Source organism: bacterium (genome assembly GCA_030019025.1).
Lineage (GTDB): Bacteria > Hydrothermota > Hydrothermia > UBA1063 > UBA1063 > UBA1063.
In genome coordinates this window covers 1-20,669 of the sequence record JASEFR010000018.1, presented here as the reverse complement: position 1 = coordinate 20,669, position 20,669 = coordinate 1, and the positions used below count along the sequence as shown (strand labels likewise).

Genomic DNA, 20,669 nt, shown 5'->3' with positions numbered 1-20,669 from the left:
GCCAAACTGCCTGATTATTCCATAGTTTCCTGAAGGATAAAAGGGATTTCCCCATTTAGAAAACTCGATGTCCACTTCAAAGGTCCCTGCCTGAAAATCGTATAAAAAAGGAGCAAAACATGCATCTTTTAAGTCTGACAAATCCCCTTCAACGGTAAAAACAAAAGTTCCATAAAAAAAAGGTTTCTCCGAAATAATCCCGGAAGATAAATAAACGAGACCTGTATCCGTGGACTCTACCGATGCACGAAATATCAGGATATCTCCCTTTTTCTCAAGCATCTGCGAGGTAAACCGATTTTTGCTTCTCGCATCAGAATTTTCAAAAGTTTTCCACCTATATCCCCACAACTCAAAGTTATATGAGTTTAAAACAAACAAAACCAGGAAAAGAACCATGCTAAATTAAATAATAAAGCACACTCAATAATGTAAGCAAAATACCAGGAACTAAAGTGCTTCCATACTTAATTTTTATTCCCTTTTCAAAAAGAAAGTGATAAAGCTCATAAGCCATCATACTCGCAAAAAAACCAGCATGGAAAGAATATGAATAGCTGGCTTTAAATTCTCTACCGTTGAGAAAATAAATTCCCGACAAAAAAATTAAATAGATTGCAAAAAATATGAGAAACCCAAGAAAAACCTTAACAAATCTCTTCCGATTTTCTCTTTCGGAAATCACCACTATTGACCACCTCTCATAAATCCACTTGATTAAAGAAAAAAAGAGAAAACCAAGCCACAATGAATTAATGAGATACATTTTGGTTCCTGGAAGAAATCTTGAGAAAACAGAACCGCCAACCGCTATCCCCACACAAAGGGGACAGAAGGCAAAAAGAAAGTGAAGAGTTATAAGTTTCATTTCTTGATATACCTCTCCAAATATCTTATGACCCTTTCCTCGTCGAAAACTAATTTATTCTTACGTGCGTCAAAAATCGCAGGAACCCTTAATGTGTCCAAACCACTTCTTTTTACAACTTTTACAAACTCCTCGTAATTATAATCGTTATAAAAGACCTCTTTTAAAACCACAGGCCTTTTAAACTCCGTTTTTAAAGTGAAATTTACAACCTTCAAACAATGAGGACATTCTGCCGAATAGTAGAGATAGAGGGTTTTTGTTTCCTCTTTAAAGGAAAATAGTGAAAGGGAAAAGAATACGCAAAAGCCTATAAATCCAATTACAAAGTTCTTTTTGTCCATCTACTTAAATTTTAAAGATTTCAAGGCGTAAAAGAAAGGTCGCGGTTTCCTTCAAAAAAATAATCTCGTTGAAATGTTTATGAGTTTTCCCATCTCTTAGGAAGTGGGGCTGGACTAAATTACCCCACTTTTCAGAGGCCTTAAAGTCCAGCCCGAAGACAGTCAGGTTATTCCTGCATGCTCTTTAAAATTTTCTCCAGTTCCTGAATGTAATCTTCCAGCGCTTTCCTCCCCGATTCAGTTATCTCTATAACTGTCCTGGGCTTTTTCCCCTCGAAAAACTTCCTAATATCCACATAGCCTGCCTCTTCCAGTTTGGTAAGGTGCCTGGAAAGGTTCCCTTCCGTGGTTGAGACAATCTCAAGAAGCTCTTTAAAAGAGAGTTTGCTATGCTTCGCAAGGGCTACCATTACCCTCAGGCGGACTGGCTCGTGGATGATCGGGTTCATAATCAGCCTGTCTTTAATTTTAAATTAAGATAAACATAAAAACCGATATAGAAAATGCCATAAACCGTGAGAGTAAGCGCAATTGCATGTGCTTTCAAAAACATAAAGGCTATAAACCCTGCGAGATTGCTAAGTAAGGAAAAGAGGAACAAGAATCTTTCCGAAAAGAGCCCCCACAAGCCTATGGCAAAAGCTATTATTCCAGGCCACAAAAGGTATAAAAGCTCAGGGGTTTTGGATTTAATGCTCGCAAAGGTCAGAATAACGCCGAAAAATAAGATATATCCCCAAAGTGCTGGCATAAAGGCAAATCTCGTATTTTTCGTTGCTTTTTTCATGTTAAAGAACAAACCCATTATCATGATGAGAAAAATTAAGCCAAAAGAATAATAAGTAAACCGAGAGGTTAAGAGAAGTGTATAAACTCCAAAGGCTAACAACCAGTAGATAAGAGCAATCCACCTTGTCCACTTGAAGCTGTCAAGCAAAAAGAAAAAAGGAAGAAGAAAGTAGAAATACCTAAAATCCTTTGTGAAATAAACAAATAGCGAAGCTATGAGTTGATAAAGACCCCATATCAGGAACTCGGCCTTCGCTCCGCGAAGGCCGAGTTCCGTTTCCTTCCTGAGCAAATTCTTTATCTCATCAAGGGCAGAGAGTGCCTCCCTAATCTCTTTTTCCCTCATATCCACCTCCAAATATAAAACTCAAGCTAAAGGATAAGGTTCCAATAGGGGAATCGGGGGAATTTATAAGTTCACTACCCTCATCAAGCCTCCATTTCCTTGACAAAATTGTATTGTAAGACAACATTGCCATTAAACCCACAGGAAGCTTTTGTGGAATAATAATGAACCCGATAGAAGGAGAAATTGAGAATCCACCCCTCGAGATTGTAACTTCCCTTTCCGGATCAGTCCATACACTGTCCCAGTTTAAATCCTGAATCCTTTTTCTAATTCTAACTGCTTCAGAAAAACCACCTATTCCCAGCATTAGAAATGGACTAAAAATTCCGAGGGAAACAGGAATATATCCAAATTGGAAAAAACCACCGCCTACACTATAAGTCACCTCCAAAGTATCGTTAACCTTTTTTTCTGATGCTACAATTCCACCGCCTCCGATCATTGTCTTGCCAAGGATAGAGAAGCCATGCCCTCCCTGCATAAAGAGGTATTCCATCTTCTCCATCCCTAATTTTGCGAGTTCATCATTTATGCTATAGTTGTTAAACCTTACCAGGCCTGCGGTATAACCGCCAAAGCCCCCGTACAGCGCGCCTATTAGTGTTGCAGTTATAAGAGTAGCCACCATGTTTGACCTCCTTTTGTAAAGAACTTTATTTTGCAAAGTATATTATACGAGAGAAGAATTGTCAAGTGGTAAGCAAAAATGCCCATCAATTCAAGCAAAACAGTGCCTATAACCCAAGTCGGTAAATTATAAACTATTTCAGCTTTATAGCCGCAGAAATTGAGAACTAAATTACAAGCTATTGACATTTTGAGATACAAATGCTATAATTTTTCCATGGACTTAATGCGTTTAATTGAAAAAGTTGAGGAGTATAAGGAAAAACACGGCTCTATAACAAGAGCACTTTCAAAATTAAACGACTTTTACAGCAAAGGAGAAATTACTGAAAAGCAGTTTCTCATTCTCAAAGCAGATTACGAAAAGGAGATAAATTTCCTTACTAAGGAACTCGACGACCTCCTTACCCAAGTAAGAAATAAAGTGGAAGAGTTAGAAAGCAAGCTTAAAGAACTCAATATTGATTACAAAAGAACCAAAATAGACATTCTCCTCGGTAATAAATCCCCTGATGCAGGAAGAGCAGAACTTGCAAAAATAGCGAAAGAAATTGCTCTAACAGAGCATGAATACAAACAATACAGTGCAATTTTAGAGGCAGAAACAGAAGAAGATTTCGAAAAAATTAGGAAGATGACACCGCCTACCAGCATAAAAGTAGAGAATGTTACACCCGTTCAAGAATTATTCGAACAGGAAGAACAATTAAAAAAGAAACGATTAGAGGGCAAGGCACAGCTTTATTTAAAACCCCTTGAAGAAGTATACAAAAGGCTTGAAAAGATAAAGGATTTCTTAGCGGAAAGCCTTCCAGAAGTCGAAACGGTGAAAAATAACCTCGAAGAAGAAGCAGGGAAGCTTGTTATAAAGATACGAATGGGTGGTCCCGAAGAGCAAAATGCCAGAAACAAACTGATGGAGGTCATAAAGAAAGTAAAGGAATATGACGAGCTTCTTGCGAAGATTAGCAAAACTATTGAAGAAATAAGCAAAAAGCTGGGAGAAAAAGAGCTCATTCTAATTGAAAATCAGGAAGATGTATCAAAGATCGGACAGGTAGAGGAAATCAACCTGGAAGAAGCCTCAAAAATCCTTGAAGAACTTGAAAAACAGGGATTGGAAGTAATCAGTACAGTCCCGGAAGAGAAATTTGAGGAGGAAGAAGAGAAGGAGGAAGCAGCAGGAGGAGAAGAAGAGAAAAAAATCTCCGAGGAACCTTTGCCAGAGTTTAAGACAGTAAAACGAAAGAAGCATTCACCCGTCGTCCCAATTTTCATTTCAATAACTATCGTGTTAGGAGCATTATTTGCAGTTTATAGGAAATTCTTCTTCACGCCTACACCCGAAGAAAAGGTAACATACCCCGTCTATATGGGCAATACAGCACACAATTTCAATGTCAATGCCATCGTGAGTAATCAGGCACCTCGTATTGATTGGTCAAGAAACTTAACCGGTACGCCATCCCAGCCAGCCATAAATGATGGAGTTATTTATGTAGGGACAAGCGAGGGTTTACTTTATGCATTAGACACGCTCGGCAACGTGTTATGGCAGTTAAATCTGAATGGAAGTATAAACCATATCCCTGTTATTATGAATAATAACATAATTGTTGGAACCTCAAACGGCTCTTTGTATATCATTAATACAACAGGGCAAATTTTAAAGTCAAAAACTTTTGGCGGATCCATTGCGTCACCCCCCATTGCCTTTGGGGAAGTTATCTACGTACCCGTGTTTCAGGAAGGTGTTTACGCGTACAATGTAAATCAGGATAAAATTGAGTGGAAGTTTTCTACAGAAGGAATGGTTAAAAATATACCCCTAATTGATCAAACTAATCTTTACATTGCCGACTTGAGCGGGAAAATTTATATCGTAAACAGAAACACAGGCATGGAAACTAACCATTTAAACACCTCAGCTCCTATCGAAAACTATTTAAACTTATCCGAAAATTACCTGATTTACGGAAACGCAGCGGGTGAAATAGGATGCTTTGATGTAACAAAGAGCACAATCATATGGTCCTTTAACCTTGCGGAGCCGGTGGCTGGGTGTCCAGCCATTAAGGATAGCTTTGTAGTAGTAAATACTGCCTTTGGGAAAACTTACTCCCACCACATTAAAAATGGGATAAGACTTTGGAATTTTAATACGCACAACTTTATTTCTTCCACACCAGTTATTATTGACACCTTTGTATTTGTCTCAACAACTACGGAAACGGGTGAATTTGGTGAACTTTACTGTCTCAGTCTAAACAATGGCAATCTAATCTGGGTACTTCCTATACCCAAGGTCCTTGAAACTTCACCAGTATTCTGGGGCAAGAGGCTGTTTATAGCTGCGCGGGACGGAACCATGTATTCTTTAAGCTTTTGATAAGACGATTTAATCCCTTTATAATTAAGCACAACAGGGCCGTTAGCTCAGGAGGTAGAGCACCGGATTTTTAATCCGGTGGCCGCAGGTTCGAGTCCTGCACGGCCCATTTTTCCGAGATTTTGCACGTAAACAAAAAAGACCTTTTATTGCCTTTAGCCAAGGAGGAATAGTGCCGCTTGTTTTAATCATAATGGGCTCCAAACAAGATATCCCTTTTTGCAAAAATATTAAAGAGGAGTTAGAAAAATTTGGTATTGAATCAGTTATGCGCATAGGTTCTGCTCACAAAGTACCTCTAAAAGTTTTAGAGATACTTAAAGAATACGAAGACAAAGTCGAGGTCATTATAACGGTTGCGGGGAAAAGTAACGCTCTAAGTGGTTTTGTTGATGCCCAAATTACGAAGCCTGTAATCGCATGTCCACCCTACTCTGAAAAATTCGGTGGAGCTGACCTATTTTCTTCTCTGCGAATGCCGAAAGGGGTAGCCCCCCTTGTCGTATTGGAACCTGAACAGGCAGCCTTAGCCGCAGCTAAAATAATAGGAATCCAAAACGCCCATGTGAGGCAAAAAGTTGAAGAGTACCAGAGAGGACTTAAAGAAGAAATAGAAAAGAGTGACAAGGAGCTTCTGGATGGGCAGTGTTAAAGACCTCATAATCATAAAGGAACCCACAGAAGAGAAAACAGGTATAGGACAATTTGTTTTTTCTGATCGCTACTCCGTTTTTGATTGGGGTGAAATGCCAGACCATATCCCAGACAAGGGCAAGGCAATATGTATAGTAACTGCCTACTTCTTCGAAAAACTTGAGCAAAAAGGCATAAAAACGCACTATCTCGGCGTTGTAGAAAATGGGACAGTTAAGAGACTTGATGAAGTAAAAGAGCCATCTGATACCCTTCAGTTCAAAATGGTAAGAGTAGTAAAGCCGGCCTTTGACGGGAAAGATTACAACTACTCAGTGTTTAGGACATTAAAATCTAATTTCCTTATCCCTCTTGAAGTAATATATAGAAACTGGCTTCCCGAGGGTTCTTCACTTCTTAAGAGGCTTCAAAAGGGCGAGTGGAAACCAGAAGATGTGGGGCTAAGCCAAATGCCTATAGCAGGCCAGAAATTGGAAAAGACAATCCTCGATTTTTCAACAAAACTTGAAATTACCGATAGATATATTAAAGAAAAAGAGGCACTTGAGATCAGCGGGCTCACAAAAGAAGAGTTCAACAAACTAAAAGAAACGGCCATGAAGATAAACGAAATCATCACCGAAGAGGCCAGCAAGTTGGGCCTTACTAATGAAGACGGAAAATTTGAATTTGCCCTTGATGAAGGGAGAAATTTAATAATTGTGGACGCTGTAGGAGCCCTTGATGAGTGCAGGTTTACTTATCATGGAACGCCCGTTAGTAAAGAGATATTGAGAATATTTTACCGAGAAACTGATTGGTATAAGGAAACGGAAAAAGCTAAAAAGGAAGATCGACAAAACTGGAAGAACCTCGTTAAATGCAGTCCCCCACCCCTCCCACAGGAGTGGAAAGAGTTGGTCAGCAATATTTATAAAAGCTACACCAACGAAATTACGGGAAGAAAGTTTTTTGATGTTCCATCCCTACCACAACTTCTTTCACAATTAGAAAAGTTAATAGGCAGATTTAAAGAATAAAGCAATTACAAAGGCTTTAATAATTAAAGATTTTCTTGCTCCAGGATGTTAATTACGATTTTTACGAGTTCAGGATCAAATTGCTTACCACTTTCTTTAATGAGTTCAAAAACCACCTGGTCCTTGTTTAATGCTTTCCTGTAAGGTCTATCAGAGAGCATTGTGACAACTGCGTCAGATATACAGAGTATACGTGCTCCCAAAGGGATTTCTTCACCCTTGAGCCCTTCGGGGTACCCTCTTCCATTATACCACTCATGGTGCATCCCTACATACAATGCGGGTCGCTCAAGTCCGGGTATGTGTTCTAATATCTCCCTCCCCACAATAGGATGGTTCCTAATTTCGTCCCATTCTACATTGTTTAGGGGACCGTCTTTAAGTAATATGGCTTTTTCCACAACAACCTTCCCTATATCGTGAAGTAAACCCGCAAGATATATATTTTTCTTCTCTTCGGCTGGCAAGTTTAATGCTTCTGCAACCTTCAAAGCAAATTCAGCTACATCCTTTGAATGGGTAGCGGTAAAATAGTCCTTTTTACTTTCAAGTTGAGATAGAATTTCGATTATTTTGTCGAGAGCTTCAACACTCTTTTCGTACAGAAAAAGATTTTTGGATGCAACTTTAACAGAGCTAAAGAGAACCCTTATCAGTTCTTGATCTTCTTTGGTAAGCTTTTCCTTGGTTCGAGAACCAAGAACAGCTATAAAATTCCGATTTTCTATGGAAAAGGGAACCGCACACAAAATTTTATAGTCAAGATTGGGATTTCTAATAAAAGTAGGGCATATCTCGTCACCTTTTTCCAATGTACCTGAAGAAGAAATATTCTTTTTTATTTCAGCAAGCTCAACTTTTGAAAAACCAAAATTATATAGCAAGGTTAAATCAACAGGGTTAAAGTTATAAAAAGCACAATTTTCAATTTTCACTATTTCTTTAAGATATTCCCTTGAAACATCGAAGATTTTAAGAAGACTCGACTCGCTTAAAATATCTTCAGCCAGATCCTTAACAAAGAGGAGGGCTTTTAACCTCTTCTCAGAATCTTCGCGGTGTTTTAGCAATTTCAAGACACTCGTGAGATAAGGAATGAGAGACTTTAAAAGTCTGACTTCCCCCTGGGTATAAGAAGGTAACCCCTCATATCGACCCAAATAAATCATCCCAAAAAGCTTCTCTTCAACAAAAATGGGGGCGATCATTACTCTGTCAACTTTATAGTACTCAACAAATTTTTTCAAAATTCTCGGTTCGTTTTTAGCGTCGTTAATAACCAGTATATCCTTTACTTCTAAAGCTTTGGAAGCTGCCGTTTCGGGCGTGAGAGGAACATTGAAGAAGCCTTCAAGCATCACGTTACCGTGTAAGGAGACATCCTTGTAACCTCTACCCTTTCCCACTAAAACATTGCTTACCTCATCATAAACGGTAATTGCACCTAATGTTGACGATGTAATCACACTCAAATAGGAAATGATCTCATTGTAAATTTCTTGGAAATCCCTAACTTCTATAATCTTGCTTGCAAACTCGTCGAGAACATTCCTTAGATACTCCGATACCGTAATTTTTAAGACGAGCATTACAAATCCTTTATGTCTGTTTATCCACTTCAATACCAATTCATCGGTGCCCTCAAAGGTTATAATAAGTCCACTAAGCGCATCAATAAAGGCAACTTTGTCATCAAAAGAATAAACCTCTGGAATCTCGCCTCCTAAACCTATGAAATCCTTACTGTAAGGGGATTCAAAGATATTATAATAGAACTCCACCCCCTTCACCTGGGAGACATTATCCCTCAATAAAGACTCAAAACTATTTAAAACCCTATGTTCACTCATGTGAAAATTATAATAAGCAGATACAAAATATTCAACAAAACATTAAAAGGGCATTGAGGCAGTAAAAATACAAAGCTTTAGATTTTGTAGTAAAACTCTTCCAACAACTTGCTTATACAGTACCAAAACTCTATAATATTACTATAGGCGCCATCGTCTAGTCTGGCTCAGGATACCTGGTTCTCAGCCAGGAGACCCGGGTTCAAATCCCGGTGGCGCTACCACTGGGGGATCGTCTAACTGGCAGGACAGCGGACTCTGGATCCGCCAGTCGGGGTTCGAATCCCTGTCCCCCAGCTTTTAGTTTACAATGAATTTAAAAGAAGGCTTGACCTTTGATGATGTTTTAATTCTCCCAGGTGAAAGTGAAATTCTTCCTGCGGAGACCGATTTAAGAACTATATTTGCCAAAAATGTTCCATTAAACATACCCCTTGTTTCCGCTGCAATGGACACAGTTACCGAATCAGAAATGGCTATTGCCATTGCCAGGCTCGGAGGCATTGGAGTCATCCACAGAAATATGACACCAGAAAAGCAAGCCGAAGAAGTTAGGAAAGTTAAGAGAGCCCAAAGTTGGTTCATAGAGGATCCTTTTGTTCTCGGGCCTGAAAATATAGTGAAAGACGCTTTAAAACTTATAGAAGAAAAAGGTATTTCAGGAATTCCAATTGTCGATAATGAGAGGAGACTTCTTGGAATAGTCACGAAAAGGGACCTTCTTTTTGAAAATGATGACTCAAAGCCCCTTGAAGAAGTAATGACAACGAATCTCATTACGGGAATTGTCGGCATATCAATGGAAGAAGCAAAAAAGAAGATGAAAAAACATAAGGTTGAGAAACTTCCGATCGTTGATAAAGATGGTAGACTAAAATACCTTGTGACCTTTAAGGACATTTTAAGAAAGCTGGAATATCCTGACGCAAATGTAGATTCCCACGGTCGTTTAAGGGTTGCAGCAGCCTGCGGAACGGGTGATGATTCAAAGGAGAGAGTTAAAAAACTTGTAGAAGCTGGTTGTGATGTAGTTGTAGTTGATACCGCCCACGGCCACCATAAGAGAGTAATTGAAATGGTTAAGTGGATAAAAAAGAACTTTGAAATCCCAGTAGTTGCAGGCAACGTAGCCACAAAGGAAGGCTGCAAGGCATTGATTGAAGCTGGTGTTGATGGAGTCAAAGTTGGTGTCGGTCCCGGTTCCATATGCACTACCAGGGTGGTCGCAGGTATAGGTGTACCTCAACTTACTGCAATAATGGACTGTTATGAAGAAGCGAAAAAATATGACATCCCAGTAATTGCCGACGGAGGAATCAGATACTCAGGAGATATTGTAAAGGCCCTTGCTGCTGGGGCCTCCTCCGTTATGATCGGTAGCCTTTTTGCTGGTACCGATGAAAGTCCTGGAGAAACAATCCTTTACGAAGGGAGAAAGTTTAAGGTCTATAGAGGAATGGGTTCCTTAGGTGCCATGTCTCAGGGGAGCAAGGATCGTTATTTCCAGGATAAACAAAGCAAGTTAGTCCCAGAGGGTGTTGAAGGAATGGTACCCTACCGTGGAAAGGTCGCTGATGTGGTTTTTCAGCTCTTAGGCGGCCTCCGCTCTGGCATGGGCTATACTGGATCAAAAAATATTCAAGAGCTAAGGGTAAAAAGCAGGTTTATAAAAATTACCCACGCCGGTGTGAGGGAATCCCACCCCCATGACATTATAATTACCAAAGAAGCCCCTAATTATAGCCCACCTGGAAATCAATAAAGAATTTTAGCAGTATCCAAACCAGGAAAATATTGGTTAAAGTCCAGTCCCAATACCAGGGCACAATCAGAAATTTTGTCATAATCCCATTCCATCGTAATTTCTTTGCAACCAAGCCATTTGGCAAGATGTTTAGCGTGAGACATAGAAGAGTCAGAGCGTTCCACAACAACCGTCTTTTTAATTGTATCTCTTGAACTCGAATAGTAAACCACGTCAAAGCCATCCTGCCTTAAGAGAAAAGTAACCTTTCTTGCAAGGCCAGGGATACCAGTAGCATTAATCACTTCAACTCTTATTGAAGGATTCACATTTTTTACGTACCACATCCTATTACGCACTTTATATGCTCTAAATGATGAGTAAACCGCAACCGCTAAAAACACAACAAAAATAACTCCTAACAACACTGAAAGTATCATCCGCTTTTTCATATTGAAAATTTTAATGGCGAAGAATTGAACTAAAAGAATTATTGGAGTTTTTATTCAAGTTTGTAGAAATTTCTTCAGCTTAATGGTAGTGCCATCATCGAGATGGGACTAAGGAAATTGTTTTTTTATACTCACAGAAAAACTGGAAGCCTGCAACGGGATGGGAAGAGATCAAAGCCTATTTAATTGAGGAATCATGGTTCTACTCCCCTTAGAGGCGCTTAAATGTGGAAAAATGTTGTTAAAATGAAAAAGACAAAATGGACACATGCCAAACATCCCTTATTCACCAGGAACTGATTTACTGAGTTCCTAAGGTTATAATATATTGTAATTAGAACAGGGGGTGTGTATGTTAAATGTCTTAATTCTATTAAGCTGCCTTTTTTCATCTCCGGATGTTCACAGCAAGTATAATTTCAACAAATATCAGAAGCATTTTATAGAGGAGGCGTTAAAGAAACCCTTAGATAGTCTGAGTGAAGATGAAGTTATGGAGTTCTGGAATGGCCCTGATGCTGCTTCTGCGAGGTACACAATTGGTATTTACCTTGCTGAGTTAATGAGGAGGTATTTTAAAGGGCGGGGTTTAAATGTTCCAGATACTACATGGTACGACTTCTGGACGGCCCTCCATGAGTTGGAAACTAATGAAGATTTTAAAAGGGATAGCGTTAATAAATACATCCTTAATTTTTTCGAGCGTTTTCTGGGCCATGGCTATGGCAGGAGTGGTGTGATGTTTACGAAGAGGCTTGAGAATATAAGGATAGAGAGGAGGCTGAAAGCGAGGGTGGATCTGCCCAGGCTGTGTAAGAAGGGAGAATATCTTATTTCGTGGGAGCCGAGGCAGGTTGTAGCAGTGCATGACCCATTGATTTATCATTTTGGAGATGGATGCAACATGGAAGAGATATGGAGAAATATGGCTGTTAAGGATACCGGAATTTTACTTACGTTTAGACCAATTCATGCAGGTATTGTACCAGATTACATAATAGAGGAAAATGGGGGTTTAGGGGGGCATTTAAATGAAGGTAAGCTACTTTTAATATCGTACGTAAGTGGCAAGGCTATACCTCTTTTGGAACGGTGGAAAATGTCCATTCTCGAAGTGTTTTGGGGTGGATTTGGTATGCAGGATCTTGTATCTGATGATGACAGCTGTATAAAGGCTATAAGGGAAATAGCCGTTTTGAAAGAAGATGGCTGGCATTATGTTGGTTTATTCCCTCCTGATGAGGGTATAAAAGAATATCTTGAAAGGAGGAGAAAAACAGGGGAGGTATTGATAGATGTGGATTATGATCCAATGGGGGAATCAGCCTACTATGTTTTTCCTGAGGTGATTTTTACGGATGATGTTGTTCAGTCTGTGCTAAAATTTATAAGAAAAGAACTTCCTGTTTTAAAGCAGGAGAGGTAAAGATGATAAAGGTTTTACTTTGTTTAGCAGTATCAGCCTGTGATCCCAATGCATATACTGCTAATGGGGCCTGGTGGGATATAAGCCGTTATTCTACAATCCTTATTTACATAGACCCGCGTTTTGACGCTGTAACAAGGACAAAGATAATCACAGACGTCATACGATCCTGGAATGCATACACACAGGAATGCGGGTTTTCTTTGCAATATAAAAGCACTGATATTGAACACGCCTGGCACGCGATTGTGATTAGAATGGATTTGGACTTGCCAAGTGCAGACGATATCCTTGGCCGAACCCTATGGAAGACTGTTGCCAATCGCAGGACTGGAAAGATCGATTTTTGGGGGAATAATAATTTATATATTCTGGTCGGGCCACCGGAGAAATATGTACGAGAAGAGGTTGACTTCTATACTGTATTGAGGCATGAGATGGGTCATGCCCTCGGGCTTGGCCATTCTCCGTGTCCTGATTGCCTGGTGGATAGCACGCTTCCTCCCAATACAGTTCGTTACATTTCAGATGCAGAGCAGAATGGACTTTACTGCATTTATGGTAGCCTTTTCGGTGATAGGGTAAGGCCTGGAGGTGGGTTCGAGGCACATATAACTCCTATAGACCGTCGTCATGTTACGATAAGCATGCTTATAGGATCATGCAATGGAATGGGAACCGGTGGTGCCGATTCCGCAAAGGTGAAGATGAATTTTCATAGAGGTAAGGACATCGTATGGCAGACGATTGATAGTTTTCCATATCCTTCACGGTGTTATTGGGATAGTGTAGTTGTGGAACTGCCTCCATGGGATGACAACGAGAGTGGGTGGAGGGTATTAAGGAGTTATGTCTACTTCCCTGATACAACGATAATATCAGAGTCTGACACTTTTTATTTTGGCTTTTTAGAGGTAGAAGATAGTACCGGGTCTTTTAGTATGGAAGATAGTATACCTCTTGATATTGCAACACTTCCTGAGGGTTTGAAAATTACAAACTCGGGTAGATTCCCTGTGTCTGTGGATATTTACAATAGTTGTGGAAGAGCTATAAGAAGCAAGATGAAGATAGAGCCATCAGAAGGGGTGTTATTGGAGGATATGACACAAGGCGTTTACATCATAAGAGTTACTGTTGATGGTGGAGATAAGCGTGTTTATATAAGGAAAATTATAGCATTTTAGCTTCAGAAAATCTGGGTTTTTGAAAATTTTATCCAGATAGTAAAGAAAAAAAGTGCTAAATACAAATTTTTTAAATCTCCCTTCCTGGACCTTGTTGCATCTTGAAAATAAACAGCACGGGAATTAAAATTCTTATATGCACGAAAAGCGATTATTTTTGCCAGCAAAAAAAGAAGAAATCCTGAATTTAAAGGTAGGGGAAAGGGTTCTTCTCAACGGAACTATATACACCGCACGAGATGCAGCCCATAAAAGGATATTGAATGAACTTGAAAGGGGGGAGTTTAACCTGTTTCCCTTAAATGGTGCAATTATTTATTATTGCGGTCCCTCCCCTGCACCCCCTGGAAGGATTATAGGATCAGCAGGACCAACCACTTCCTATCGCATGGATCCATATGTACCTATACTTTTAAAGCACGGCGTCCATGGATTTATTGGGAAGGGCAAAAGGAGTCAGAAAGTTAGAGAAGCCCTAAGAAAATTTGGTGGTGTTTATTTTATTGCTACTGGTGGTGCTGGGGCTTTACTCTCGACAAAGATCGTAGGCTCAAAGGTGATCGCTTATGAAGACCTTGGACCAGAGGCAATATACGCTTTTCAAGTAGCAGATTTTCCTGTAATAGTTGGTATTGATGCTAACGGAAACGACATTTATGAAATTGGTCCGCAAAACTACAAAAACCAGACTAATCAACAAAATAAGAATTAAAACCATCCGAAAAAAGCGTCGTGTCATCCGTCACTATATAGTATTCCAATCCCTCTATTTTTTTCCTCAGACTTTTTGCTTCATCGGGCCCTAAAACAAATATTGCAGTGGCAAAAGCGTCACAGAGGGTTGCATCACCATATATTACCGTAACACTTCGAACACCATTTGACACGGGATAGCCAGTAAAAGGTGAAAAAATGTGGCTATACCTTGTTCCATTTTGCTCCACGTACCTTTCGTAATCTCCAGAAGTACAACAAGCCAAATCTGATAGTGCGATAATTCTGTTAATTCCCCTATTATGAGGGTCCCTTATCCCAACTTTCCACGGCCTTCTGCCCTTTGAACCCAAAAGATAAAGATCTCCTCCCGCGTCTATTATTGCAGAGTTCACGCCTCTGGTCTTGAGGTATTGTGCGGAAAGGTCAATCGCATAACCCTTAGCTATTCCTGCAACGGTTATCCTTTGATTTTTGCCAATCTTAACTGCGTTGTCTGATACAATAACCTCTTCGAAGTTGATAAACTTTCTATACTTCTCAATAGAATCCTCAGGGGGAAATTTATATTTGCCCTGCTCATCAAAGTGCCAGAGGTGAACAAGAGAACCAACGGTAATATCAAAAGCCCCATCTGTCAGATCAGACACAAGAAGAGCCTTCTTAATGCAATCTGCAGTATAAGGATGAACGGAAACAAATTTGCCAGAATTACTGTTGACTTTGTAAATATCCGAATATGGCTTTACGGGATTCATTAATGAATCTACAAGACGAAAAATATAATAAACAGAGTCACTAAAAAAAGCGTAATCTTGGGGAAGGGTAACGTTCAAAACGGTGCCCATCACAATGTATGTCTTTGTCACGTAGTTTGATTTTTCGGGAGAGCAGGAAATTCCTATAAGAATGAAAATTGGCAAAATTCTTTTCTTCATTTTGAAGGCATAACCTTAACTTTTACAAATTTGCAAGGGGGGCTACCATGGCCAACTTTCATAATCTGGCCAGGTTCTCCCTTGCCACATCCGGGAATTCCGTAATATTCAAATTCCTTCTCGTTGCCTACCATTACCAGATTATTCCAGAACACCGGTGTTATCCCAGTGTAAGAAGGGTTTTTGACCATGCCCACTATTTTTCCATTCGAAATGAGATAGCCAACCTCTGTACCAAATTGAAAGTTTAGTCTTTTATCATCAATAGACCAGGACTTGTTAGTCTTCATAAGAACACCATACTTTGTAGATTCAATCATTTCATCCAAGGAGGAATTTCCCGGAAGAAGGTTTATATTGGTCATCCTCACCAAAGGTATCCTTGACCAATCCTGGGCCCTTGCAGCTCCTGAACTCCTTGCATTTATATAGTAAGCACTTTCCCTCGAGGAAAGATATCCAGAAAGGATTCCATTTTTTATGAGTGGAACTTTTTGTGCTTTAACGCCTTCATCATCGTAACCAAAGGTGCCAAGTCCGTGCGGGTAGGTGGAATCCTGATAAACATTCAAAAGCTCTGAACCATATTGAAAACTATTCAGTTTATCGAGAGTCGCAAAACTTGTTCCCGCATAAGACGCCTCAAATCCAAGCACTCTGTCCAATTCTAAAGGGTGACCAATAGACTCATGAATCTGTAAAGCCATCTGATCAGGAGCAAGAATAACATCCATCTCGCCTTCTGGGCACGTAGGAACTACCAAAAGTTGTTGAAGCTCGTCAATGAGCTGTTCAGCAATGGCTATCAAGTTCAATTCTGATATGTATTCATACCCCTTCCTGAGTGTATTCGAAAAGCTCCTTTCCTGTACCTCACCTTTTCTCTCCCCCACAACCTTAAGGGAGATGGAGGAATCAATAAACTTTTGGTCAATCAAACTTCCTTCTGTACTGGCAAACACCTGCTTAAATTCTTCAAACTCCATGTAAGAAATACGCTTTTTTACATATCTTCCTTTTAAATGCGAATCTACCTCAAGAAGCAGATTAATCTTATCCTCAATATTAACTTTAAAGGGGTCTTTGACAAAGGCGCTGACATAGCTATCCACGTAAGAAGGCTCCTCACTCAATCCAGACTGTCTTCCAAGTTTACCGGCAGAACGGGCTATTTCCACTGCACTATTAATAGCTTCCTCCGCATCCCTTATAGAAGTCGAACTAATGCCAGCAAAACCCCATCGCCCATCGATGAGCGCACGAACCCCCACACCTTCACTCACTGATTTTCCAATCTCCTCAACAATCCCATCCTTAATTAAAATAAATTCTTTAACTACTCTTACCACCCTTACATCTCCGTATTGAACTTTTTTCATTTTTAGCAAATCAACAACACTTTCTGCCAGCTTTTTCATCACTACCCCCCGATTATCACATGACTGCTTATGTTTTTAAGCACCTGAAGGCAGGAAAGAGCTGCCAGGAAACTGGTTTTTGGATTCTGTGGAAACGGCCTATTTTTTAAAACTATTTTAAGCTCTGCTGCCTCTGATTCTACTTCTATAGTATGCATGTTATTTTTAACTTTCGGATCAACAATTATTTCGACCTCGAGCTTTTCCAAAATATCACCAGCAAGGCCAAGAGCAACGGCTACATTTATATTTTGCGGAAAGAGTTTTGCTGCCTCTGCAGCAGACCCCTTAAACAAAGTTTCAGGTTGTTCAGTGCTTTTCCCAAGTCCCGCCGGGGGTTTTCTCGTAACCAGTTTGGCCTTTGAAATGTTGACATATGACAAAGCCTTAAGTCCATCAAGACCCGCTACTGCACCCGAGGGAATATATATTTTTCTGTTATTTAGACGCGCAAAATCAAAAAGTTTGCGTCTGAACTCCTCGTCAGCAAAGGCACCTGCACTCATAGCTACGAGATCTTTGCCCGACTCTAAAATCCTAAAACCATAATCTTTTAGAGCCTGTTGAGAAGCTGCTTCCAAAACTACATCTACGTCGTACTTAATGAAATCTTCAAAATCGAAAGCAATATCAGGTTTGATTGAAAGTAAATTCTGAAGCTGGTAAGCTTTTTCAACTCTTACGTCGAAAACAACACCCAGAACAGTATGAGGTACAACACCCTCTTCAATTTTTCTCGCTACAAAGTTCCCTATGGCACCACAGCCTATAATTCCAAGTCTCATAATTCTAACTCCAGACTAACGTCGCAACTTCTCACTGTCTTTGTAAGATAACCCGAAGAGATAATATTTACACCGGTTTTTGCATAGTCTTCAAGGTTTTCAAAGGTAATGCCACCCGAAGCCTCAAGAAGTACTCTCCCGTAATAACCCAGTTCCTTATATTTTTCAACAACTTTTGAAATCTCTGCGGGGGTCATATTGTCGAGCATTACTATATCCGCACCCTCCTGAGCTGCAATGAGAGCCTCTTCTAAAGTCTCAACCTCAACTTCTATTTTGTGGGCAAAGCTGGATTTCTCTTTCGCGTGCCTGACAGCCTGTGCCACTCCACCGAGCAATTTAAGATGGTTATCTTTGATCATAACGGCATCAGATAAAGAAAACCTATGGGTGTCGCCACCGCCTGTTTTAAAAGCCATTTTTTCGAAATACCTCATTCCGGGAGTGGTCTTTCTCGTACAGGCAATTATTATATCTGGATTACATGCACGGGCTTTCATTACAAAAAAAGCAACCTGAGTAGTTATTCCCGAAAGGTGACCTATCAAATTAAGTAAGGTTCTCTCAAGTTGCAAAATTAATTTCGCATTACCATTTAAATAAATAAGCACATCATTCTTTACAACCCAATCTCCATCGCGTTTTTTCAGTTGAACATTCAAGCCCAAGTACTCACACAACTCTTTGACATACTCGAGTCCAAAAACCTTGAAATTCTCTCTGGCCTCAATTCTTGCCTTACAGTGGACAGCATCAGGAATAAGTTCAGAACTTACATCCCCGAAGGGCATATCCTCTTCAACATATTCAAGTAATTTCTTTAAAATTCCGTAAGCCATCGTTATAATTATTAAACCTCACGCGGGTAAAAGCAAGGAGGAAATATGGCAATACTGTTGAGCAAAGACTCGAAGGTAATTGTTCAGGGAATTACGGGGCGTGATGGTTCCTTTCATGCCAAGCTGATGAAAGAATATGGGACAAAAGTTGTGGGAGGCGTTACGCCGGGAAAAGGCGGACAATTTGTTGATGGAATACCCGTTTTCAACACAGTAAGGGAAACCGTTGAAAAAGAAGGAGCAGATGTTTCATGTATTTTTGTACCTGCACCCTTCGCAGCCGATGCGATTATGGAAGCCGCCGATGCTGGAATTAAACTAATCGTTGCCATTACTGAAGGTATTCCCGTTCAGGACATGGTTAAAGTCGTTAAATTTGTAGAAGAAAAGGGAGCAAGGCTAATTGGACCGAACTGCCCTGGTTTAATAACCCCGGGGGAAGCTAAAGTCGGCATAATGCCCGGGCACATTTTTGCAAGTGGCCCTGTAGGGGTAATATCGAGAAGCGGAACTCTAACCTATGAAATTGTAAGCCATTTGACAAGTGCGGGGATCGGTCAATCCACAGCCATTGGAATTGGAGGAGACCCCATTATAGGCACCAAATTCATTGACCTTTTAAAACTATTTAAGGAAGACAAGGAGACACAGGCGGTTGTCTTGGTGGGAGAAATAGGTGGAACAGACGAACAGGAGGCAGCCGCTTACATAAAAACCGAATTCGGGAAACCGGTTGTTGCTTTCATCGCAGGCAGGACAGCACCAAAAGAAAAACGGATGGGGCATGCAGGTGCAATAATCTCAGGAAGCGAAGGCACTGCAGAAGAAAAAATTAGGGCTTTTAGCGAAGCAGGTGTACCCGTTGCAAAGGAACCCAGAGAAGTTGCCGAACTCGTTGCTAAGGTTCTAAAATAATGCTTTTAATCATTCTTTTTTTAGCTGTAATAGACTCTACCTTCTTTTCATACCTTAAAGAAAAACCTTTCAAAGCGAGTTTTGTCGAAATCGTAAAATACAAAGAATTTGAAACCCAGGATACCTTCCGAGGAACCATTACCCGCAGAGGCTTGAATATTACAATGGAAATTACTTATCCATCAAAAGAAACATACATAATAAAAAAAGATACACTCTTTATAAAGAGCCAGGGGAAAGAGACCTCATACCCTATTGAAGAAGATGCTCTTAAACTGCTCAATTTCCAATTTTTAAACGACAGTCTAAATTATGATTTGAAAGTCAACGGTGACACGTTAATCCTCAGATCGAAAAATGACTCTCTATTTCTCGTGGCAAAATTGGTGATTCAGAATGGTATTCCTAAAGCATTTGCCATAGAAGATGAGGAGAAAATATTAAGGTTTTCCTTCAAAAACTGGAAATTTTATGAGTGATTTATTAGAAAGAAGCGATCATTGTTTCGTCTGCGGTGAAAAAAATCCCATTGGTCTAAAGGCAAAGGTTGAAGGAACAGGGCCTGAAAGATTCATAAAAATAAAACTCGATGCCAATTACGAAGGGTACGATGGCATCATCCATGGAGGGATTCTTGTAACTTTGATGGATGAAGTTATGGCTTATTCTGTCTCCGATGGAACAAATTGGGGAGTCACTGCTTCCATAGAGGTAAAATTCAGAAAAAAGGTTGAATCAGGAAAATATATAATTGTTTATGGAAAATTACTTGAGAAATCAGGAAGTTGGGCAAAAGCAGAAGCAAGAATCACATATGAAGGTGAAAGCACAATCCTCGCCGAAGCAAGAGGGCTTTTTAAGCTTATTACCATAAGGTAAATATGCATTAAAACAATTCTATAGCCACAAAATAACCGATAAAATCAACCCTCTAACCTAACAGGTCTCTTTAAAACTACCAGAGATTCAGAGTTCTCCCAGATTCTAATATTATCCTCAAATAGTCTTTGTGGATATCATCTTGATATTCATATTTCCTGCCCGTTACATCACCTATGTCCATTTTGTTTGCAAAGAAATTGCCTGAAATATCTCTATATCTGGGGCCACTTTGGGGAATCTGAACTTTTGAAACAGTTGCTTCTATGGAGAAGATTATATCTCGGTGGGGGAAAATAACTTGAACATTCCTCGTAGAATCGGCATTACAATTAGCATACACATAAACAGTGTCACCGATGGAACCGTCTCCTTTAATTACTCCTCCGCGGATAGTGCCTATAAACGGTGAAGTCATATTTTCATTGCTCCTTATGGCGTTTACGTAGCAACCCACAATATCCTTTATCTGATACGCCACAT

At 39.9% G+C, this 20,669-nt stretch carries 23 protein-coding genes and 3 tRNA genes; 13 read left to right on the top strand and 13 right to left on the bottom strand.

What is annotated here, in order from left to right:
• From QMD82_05715 to QMD82_05690, 6 genes are all read right to left on the bottom strand, one after another.
• A partial coding sequence (locus tag QMD82_05715; protein MDI6851414.1) for a hypothetical protein occupies positions 1-399 on the bottom strand: 399 nt, incomplete at its 3' end.
• 1 nt (position 400) lies between these two features.
• Positions 401-868 (bottom strand): hypothetical protein, encoded by a 468-nt coding sequence (locus tag QMD82_05710; GenBank protein ID MDI6851413.1) that lies wholly within the window; start codon positions 866-868, stop codon positions 401-403.
• Positions 865-1,212, bottom strand: coding sequence for a hypothetical protein (locus QMD82_05705; GenBank protein MDI6851412.1), 348 nt, complete (start codon positions 1,210-1,212; stop codon positions 865-867). The genes QMD82_05710 and QMD82_05705 overlap by 4 nt, the downstream gene beginning before the upstream one ends.
• Before the next feature lie 167 nt (positions 1,213-1,379).
• Complete coding sequence (locus tag QMD82_05700; GenBank protein MDI6851411.1) at positions 1,380-1,661, bottom strand: transcriptional regulator; 282 nt, start codon at positions 1,659-1,661, stop codon at positions 1,380-1,382.
• A gap of 2 nt (positions 1,662-1,663) precedes the next feature.
• On the bottom strand, positions 1,664-2,347 hold the full coding sequence (locus tag QMD82_05695; GenBank protein ID MDI6851410.1) for a hypothetical protein: 684 nt from the start codon (positions 2,345-2,347) through the stop codon (positions 1,664-1,666).
• Positions 2,328-2,978 carry a hypothetical protein gene (locus QMD82_05690; protein ID MDI6851409.1) on the bottom strand — a complete coding sequence of 217 codons (651 nt, stop codon included), beginning with the start codon at positions 2,976-2,978 and terminating at the stop codon, positions 2,328-2,330. The genes QMD82_05695 and QMD82_05690 overlap by 20 nt, the downstream gene beginning before the upstream one ends.
• A gap of 216 nt (positions 2,979-3,194) precedes the next feature.
• Here QMD82_05690 and QMD82_05685 point away from each other — a divergent pair, with 216 nt between their 5' ends.
• The 4 genes from QMD82_05685 (at position 3,195) to purC (ending at position 7,039) form a co-directional block, all read left to right on the top strand.
• Positions 3,195-5,366 (top strand): PQQ-binding-like beta-propeller repeat protein, encoded by a 2,172-nt coding sequence (locus QMD82_05685; GenBank protein ID MDI6851408.1) that lies wholly within the window; start codon positions 3,195-3,197, stop codon positions 5,364-5,366.
• Positions 5,367-5,402: 36 nt separating this feature from the next.
• A tRNA-Lys gene (locus QMD82_05680) sits at positions 5,403-5,475 on the top strand.
• Between the two features lie 63 nt (positions 5,476-5,538).
• Positions 5,539-6,018 (top strand): 5-(carboxyamino)imidazole ribonucleotide mutase, encoded by a 480-nt coding sequence (locus tag QMD82_05675; protein MDI6851407.1) that lies wholly within the window; start codon positions 5,539-5,541, stop codon positions 6,016-6,018.
• Complete coding sequence (gene purC, locus QMD82_05670; protein ID MDI6851406.1) at positions 6,005-7,039, top strand: phosphoribosylaminoimidazolesuccinocarboxamide synthase; 1,035 nt, start codon at positions 6,005-6,007, stop codon at positions 7,037-7,039. Before QMD82_05675 ends, purC begins: the two co-directional genes overlap by 14 nt.
• 23 nt (positions 7,040-7,062) lie before the next feature.
• Here the strand turns inward: purC and QMD82_05665 are convergent, their stop codons facing one another.
• Positions 7,063-8,889 carry an HD domain-containing phosphohydrolase gene (locus QMD82_05665; protein MDI6851405.1) on the bottom strand — a complete coding sequence of 609 codons (1,827 nt, stop codon included), beginning with the start codon at positions 8,887-8,889 and terminating at the stop codon, positions 7,063-7,065.
• A 146-nt stretch (positions 8,890-9,035) separates the two neighbouring features.
• Here QMD82_05665 and QMD82_05660 point away from each other — a divergent pair.
• The 3 genes from QMD82_05660 (at position 9,036) to guaB (ending at position 10,651) form a co-directional block, all read left to right on the top strand.
• A tRNA-Glu gene (locus QMD82_05660) sits at positions 9,036-9,113 on the top strand.
• Position 9,114: 1 nt separating this feature from the next.
• Positions 9,115-9,186 (top strand) — tRNA-Gln (locus QMD82_05655).
• 13 nt (positions 9,187-9,199) lie between these two features.
• Positions 9,200-10,651, top strand: coding sequence for an IMP dehydrogenase (gene guaB, locus QMD82_05650; GenBank protein MDI6851404.1), 1,452 nt, complete (start codon positions 9,200-9,202; stop codon positions 10,649-10,651).
• On the opposite strand, the gene QMD82_05645 is transcribed toward guaB, so the two are convergent.
• A complete protein-coding gene (locus tag QMD82_05645; GenBank protein ID MDI6851403.1) occupies positions 10,645-11,085 on the bottom strand; it encodes a LytR C-terminal domain-containing protein in 441 nt (146 codons plus the stop codon). The genes guaB and QMD82_05645 overlap by 7 nt on opposite strands.
• Positions 11,086-11,437: 352 nt before the next feature.
• Between QMD82_05645 and QMD82_05640 the strand changes: the two genes are divergently transcribed.
• From QMD82_05640 to QMD82_05630, 3 genes are all read left to right on the top strand, one after another.
• Positions 11,438-12,511, top strand: coding sequence for a hypothetical protein (locus QMD82_05640; GenBank protein ID MDI6851402.1), 1,074 nt, complete (start codon positions 11,438-11,440; stop codon positions 12,509-12,511).
• 2 nt (positions 12,512-12,513) lie between these two features.
• Positions 12,514-13,698 (top strand): zinc-dependent metalloprotease, encoded by a 1,185-nt coding sequence (locus QMD82_05635; protein ID MDI6851401.1) that lies wholly within the window; start codon positions 12,514-12,516, stop codon positions 13,696-13,698.
• A 136-nt stretch (positions 13,699-13,834) separates the two neighbouring features.
• Complete coding sequence (locus QMD82_05630) at positions 13,835-14,410, top strand: Fe-S-containing hydro-lyase (GenBank protein MDI6851400.1); 576 nt, start codon at positions 13,835-13,837, stop codon at positions 14,408-14,410.
• Here the strand turns inward: QMD82_05630 and QMD82_05625 are convergent.
• From QMD82_05625 to nadC, 4 genes are read right to left on the bottom strand one after another with little or no spacing between them, the layout of a single operon-like run.
• Positions 14,388-15,350, bottom strand: a complete 963-nt coding sequence (locus QMD82_05625) for an FAD:protein FMN transferase (protein ID MDI6851399.1) — start codon at positions 15,348-15,350, stop codon at positions 14,388-14,390. The genes QMD82_05630 and QMD82_05625 overlap by 23 nt on opposite strands.
• The gene (locus QMD82_05620; GenBank protein ID MDI6851398.1) at positions 15,347-16,768 is read right to left on the bottom strand and encodes a TldD/PmbA family protein; all 1,422 of its coding nucleotides are present in this window, start codon (positions 16,766-16,768) and stop codon (positions 15,347-15,349) included. The genes QMD82_05625 and QMD82_05620 overlap by 4 nt, the downstream gene beginning before the upstream one ends.
• A gap of 2 nt (positions 16,769-16,770) precedes the next feature.
• Positions 16,771-17,553 carry an aspartate dehydrogenase gene (locus QMD82_05615; protein MDI6851397.1) on the bottom strand — a complete coding sequence of 261 codons (783 nt, stop codon included), beginning with the start codon at positions 17,551-17,553 and terminating at the stop codon, positions 16,771-16,773.
• Positions 17,550-18,392: a carboxylating nicotinate-nucleotide diphosphorylase gene (gene nadC, locus QMD82_05610; GenBank protein MDI6851396.1), complete on the bottom strand. Its 843-nt coding sequence runs from the start codon at positions 18,390-18,392 to the stop codon at positions 17,550-17,552. The genes QMD82_05615 and nadC overlap by 4 nt, the downstream gene beginning before the upstream one ends.
• Before the next feature lie 45 nt (positions 18,393-18,437).
• Here nadC and sucD point away from each other — a divergent pair, with 45 nt between their 5' ends.
• From sucD to QMD82_05595, 3 genes are read left to right on the top strand one after another with little or no spacing between them, the layout of a single operon-like run.
• A complete protein-coding gene (gene sucD / locus QMD82_05605; protein ID MDI6851395.1) occupies positions 18,438-19,307 on the top strand; it encodes a succinate--CoA ligase subunit alpha in 870 nt (289 codons plus the stop codon).
• On the top strand, positions 19,307-19,786 hold the full coding sequence (locus tag QMD82_05600) for a hypothetical protein (protein MDI6851394.1): 480 nt from the start codon (positions 19,307-19,309) through the stop codon (positions 19,784-19,786). Before sucD ends, QMD82_05600 begins: the two co-directional genes overlap by 1 nt.
• Positions 19,779-20,186, top strand: a complete 408-nt coding sequence (locus QMD82_05595) for a PaaI family thioesterase (protein ID MDI6851393.1) — start codon at positions 19,779-19,781, stop codon at positions 20,184-20,186. Before QMD82_05600 ends, QMD82_05595 begins: the two co-directional genes overlap by 8 nt.
• A 76-nt stretch (positions 20,187-20,262) precedes the next feature.
• On the opposite strand, the gene QMD82_05590 is transcribed toward QMD82_05595, so the two are convergent.
• Positions 20,263-20,669 (bottom strand): hypothetical protein (locus tag QMD82_05590; GenBank protein ID MDI6851392.1); only part of this gene is annotated, 407 nt, incomplete at its 5' end.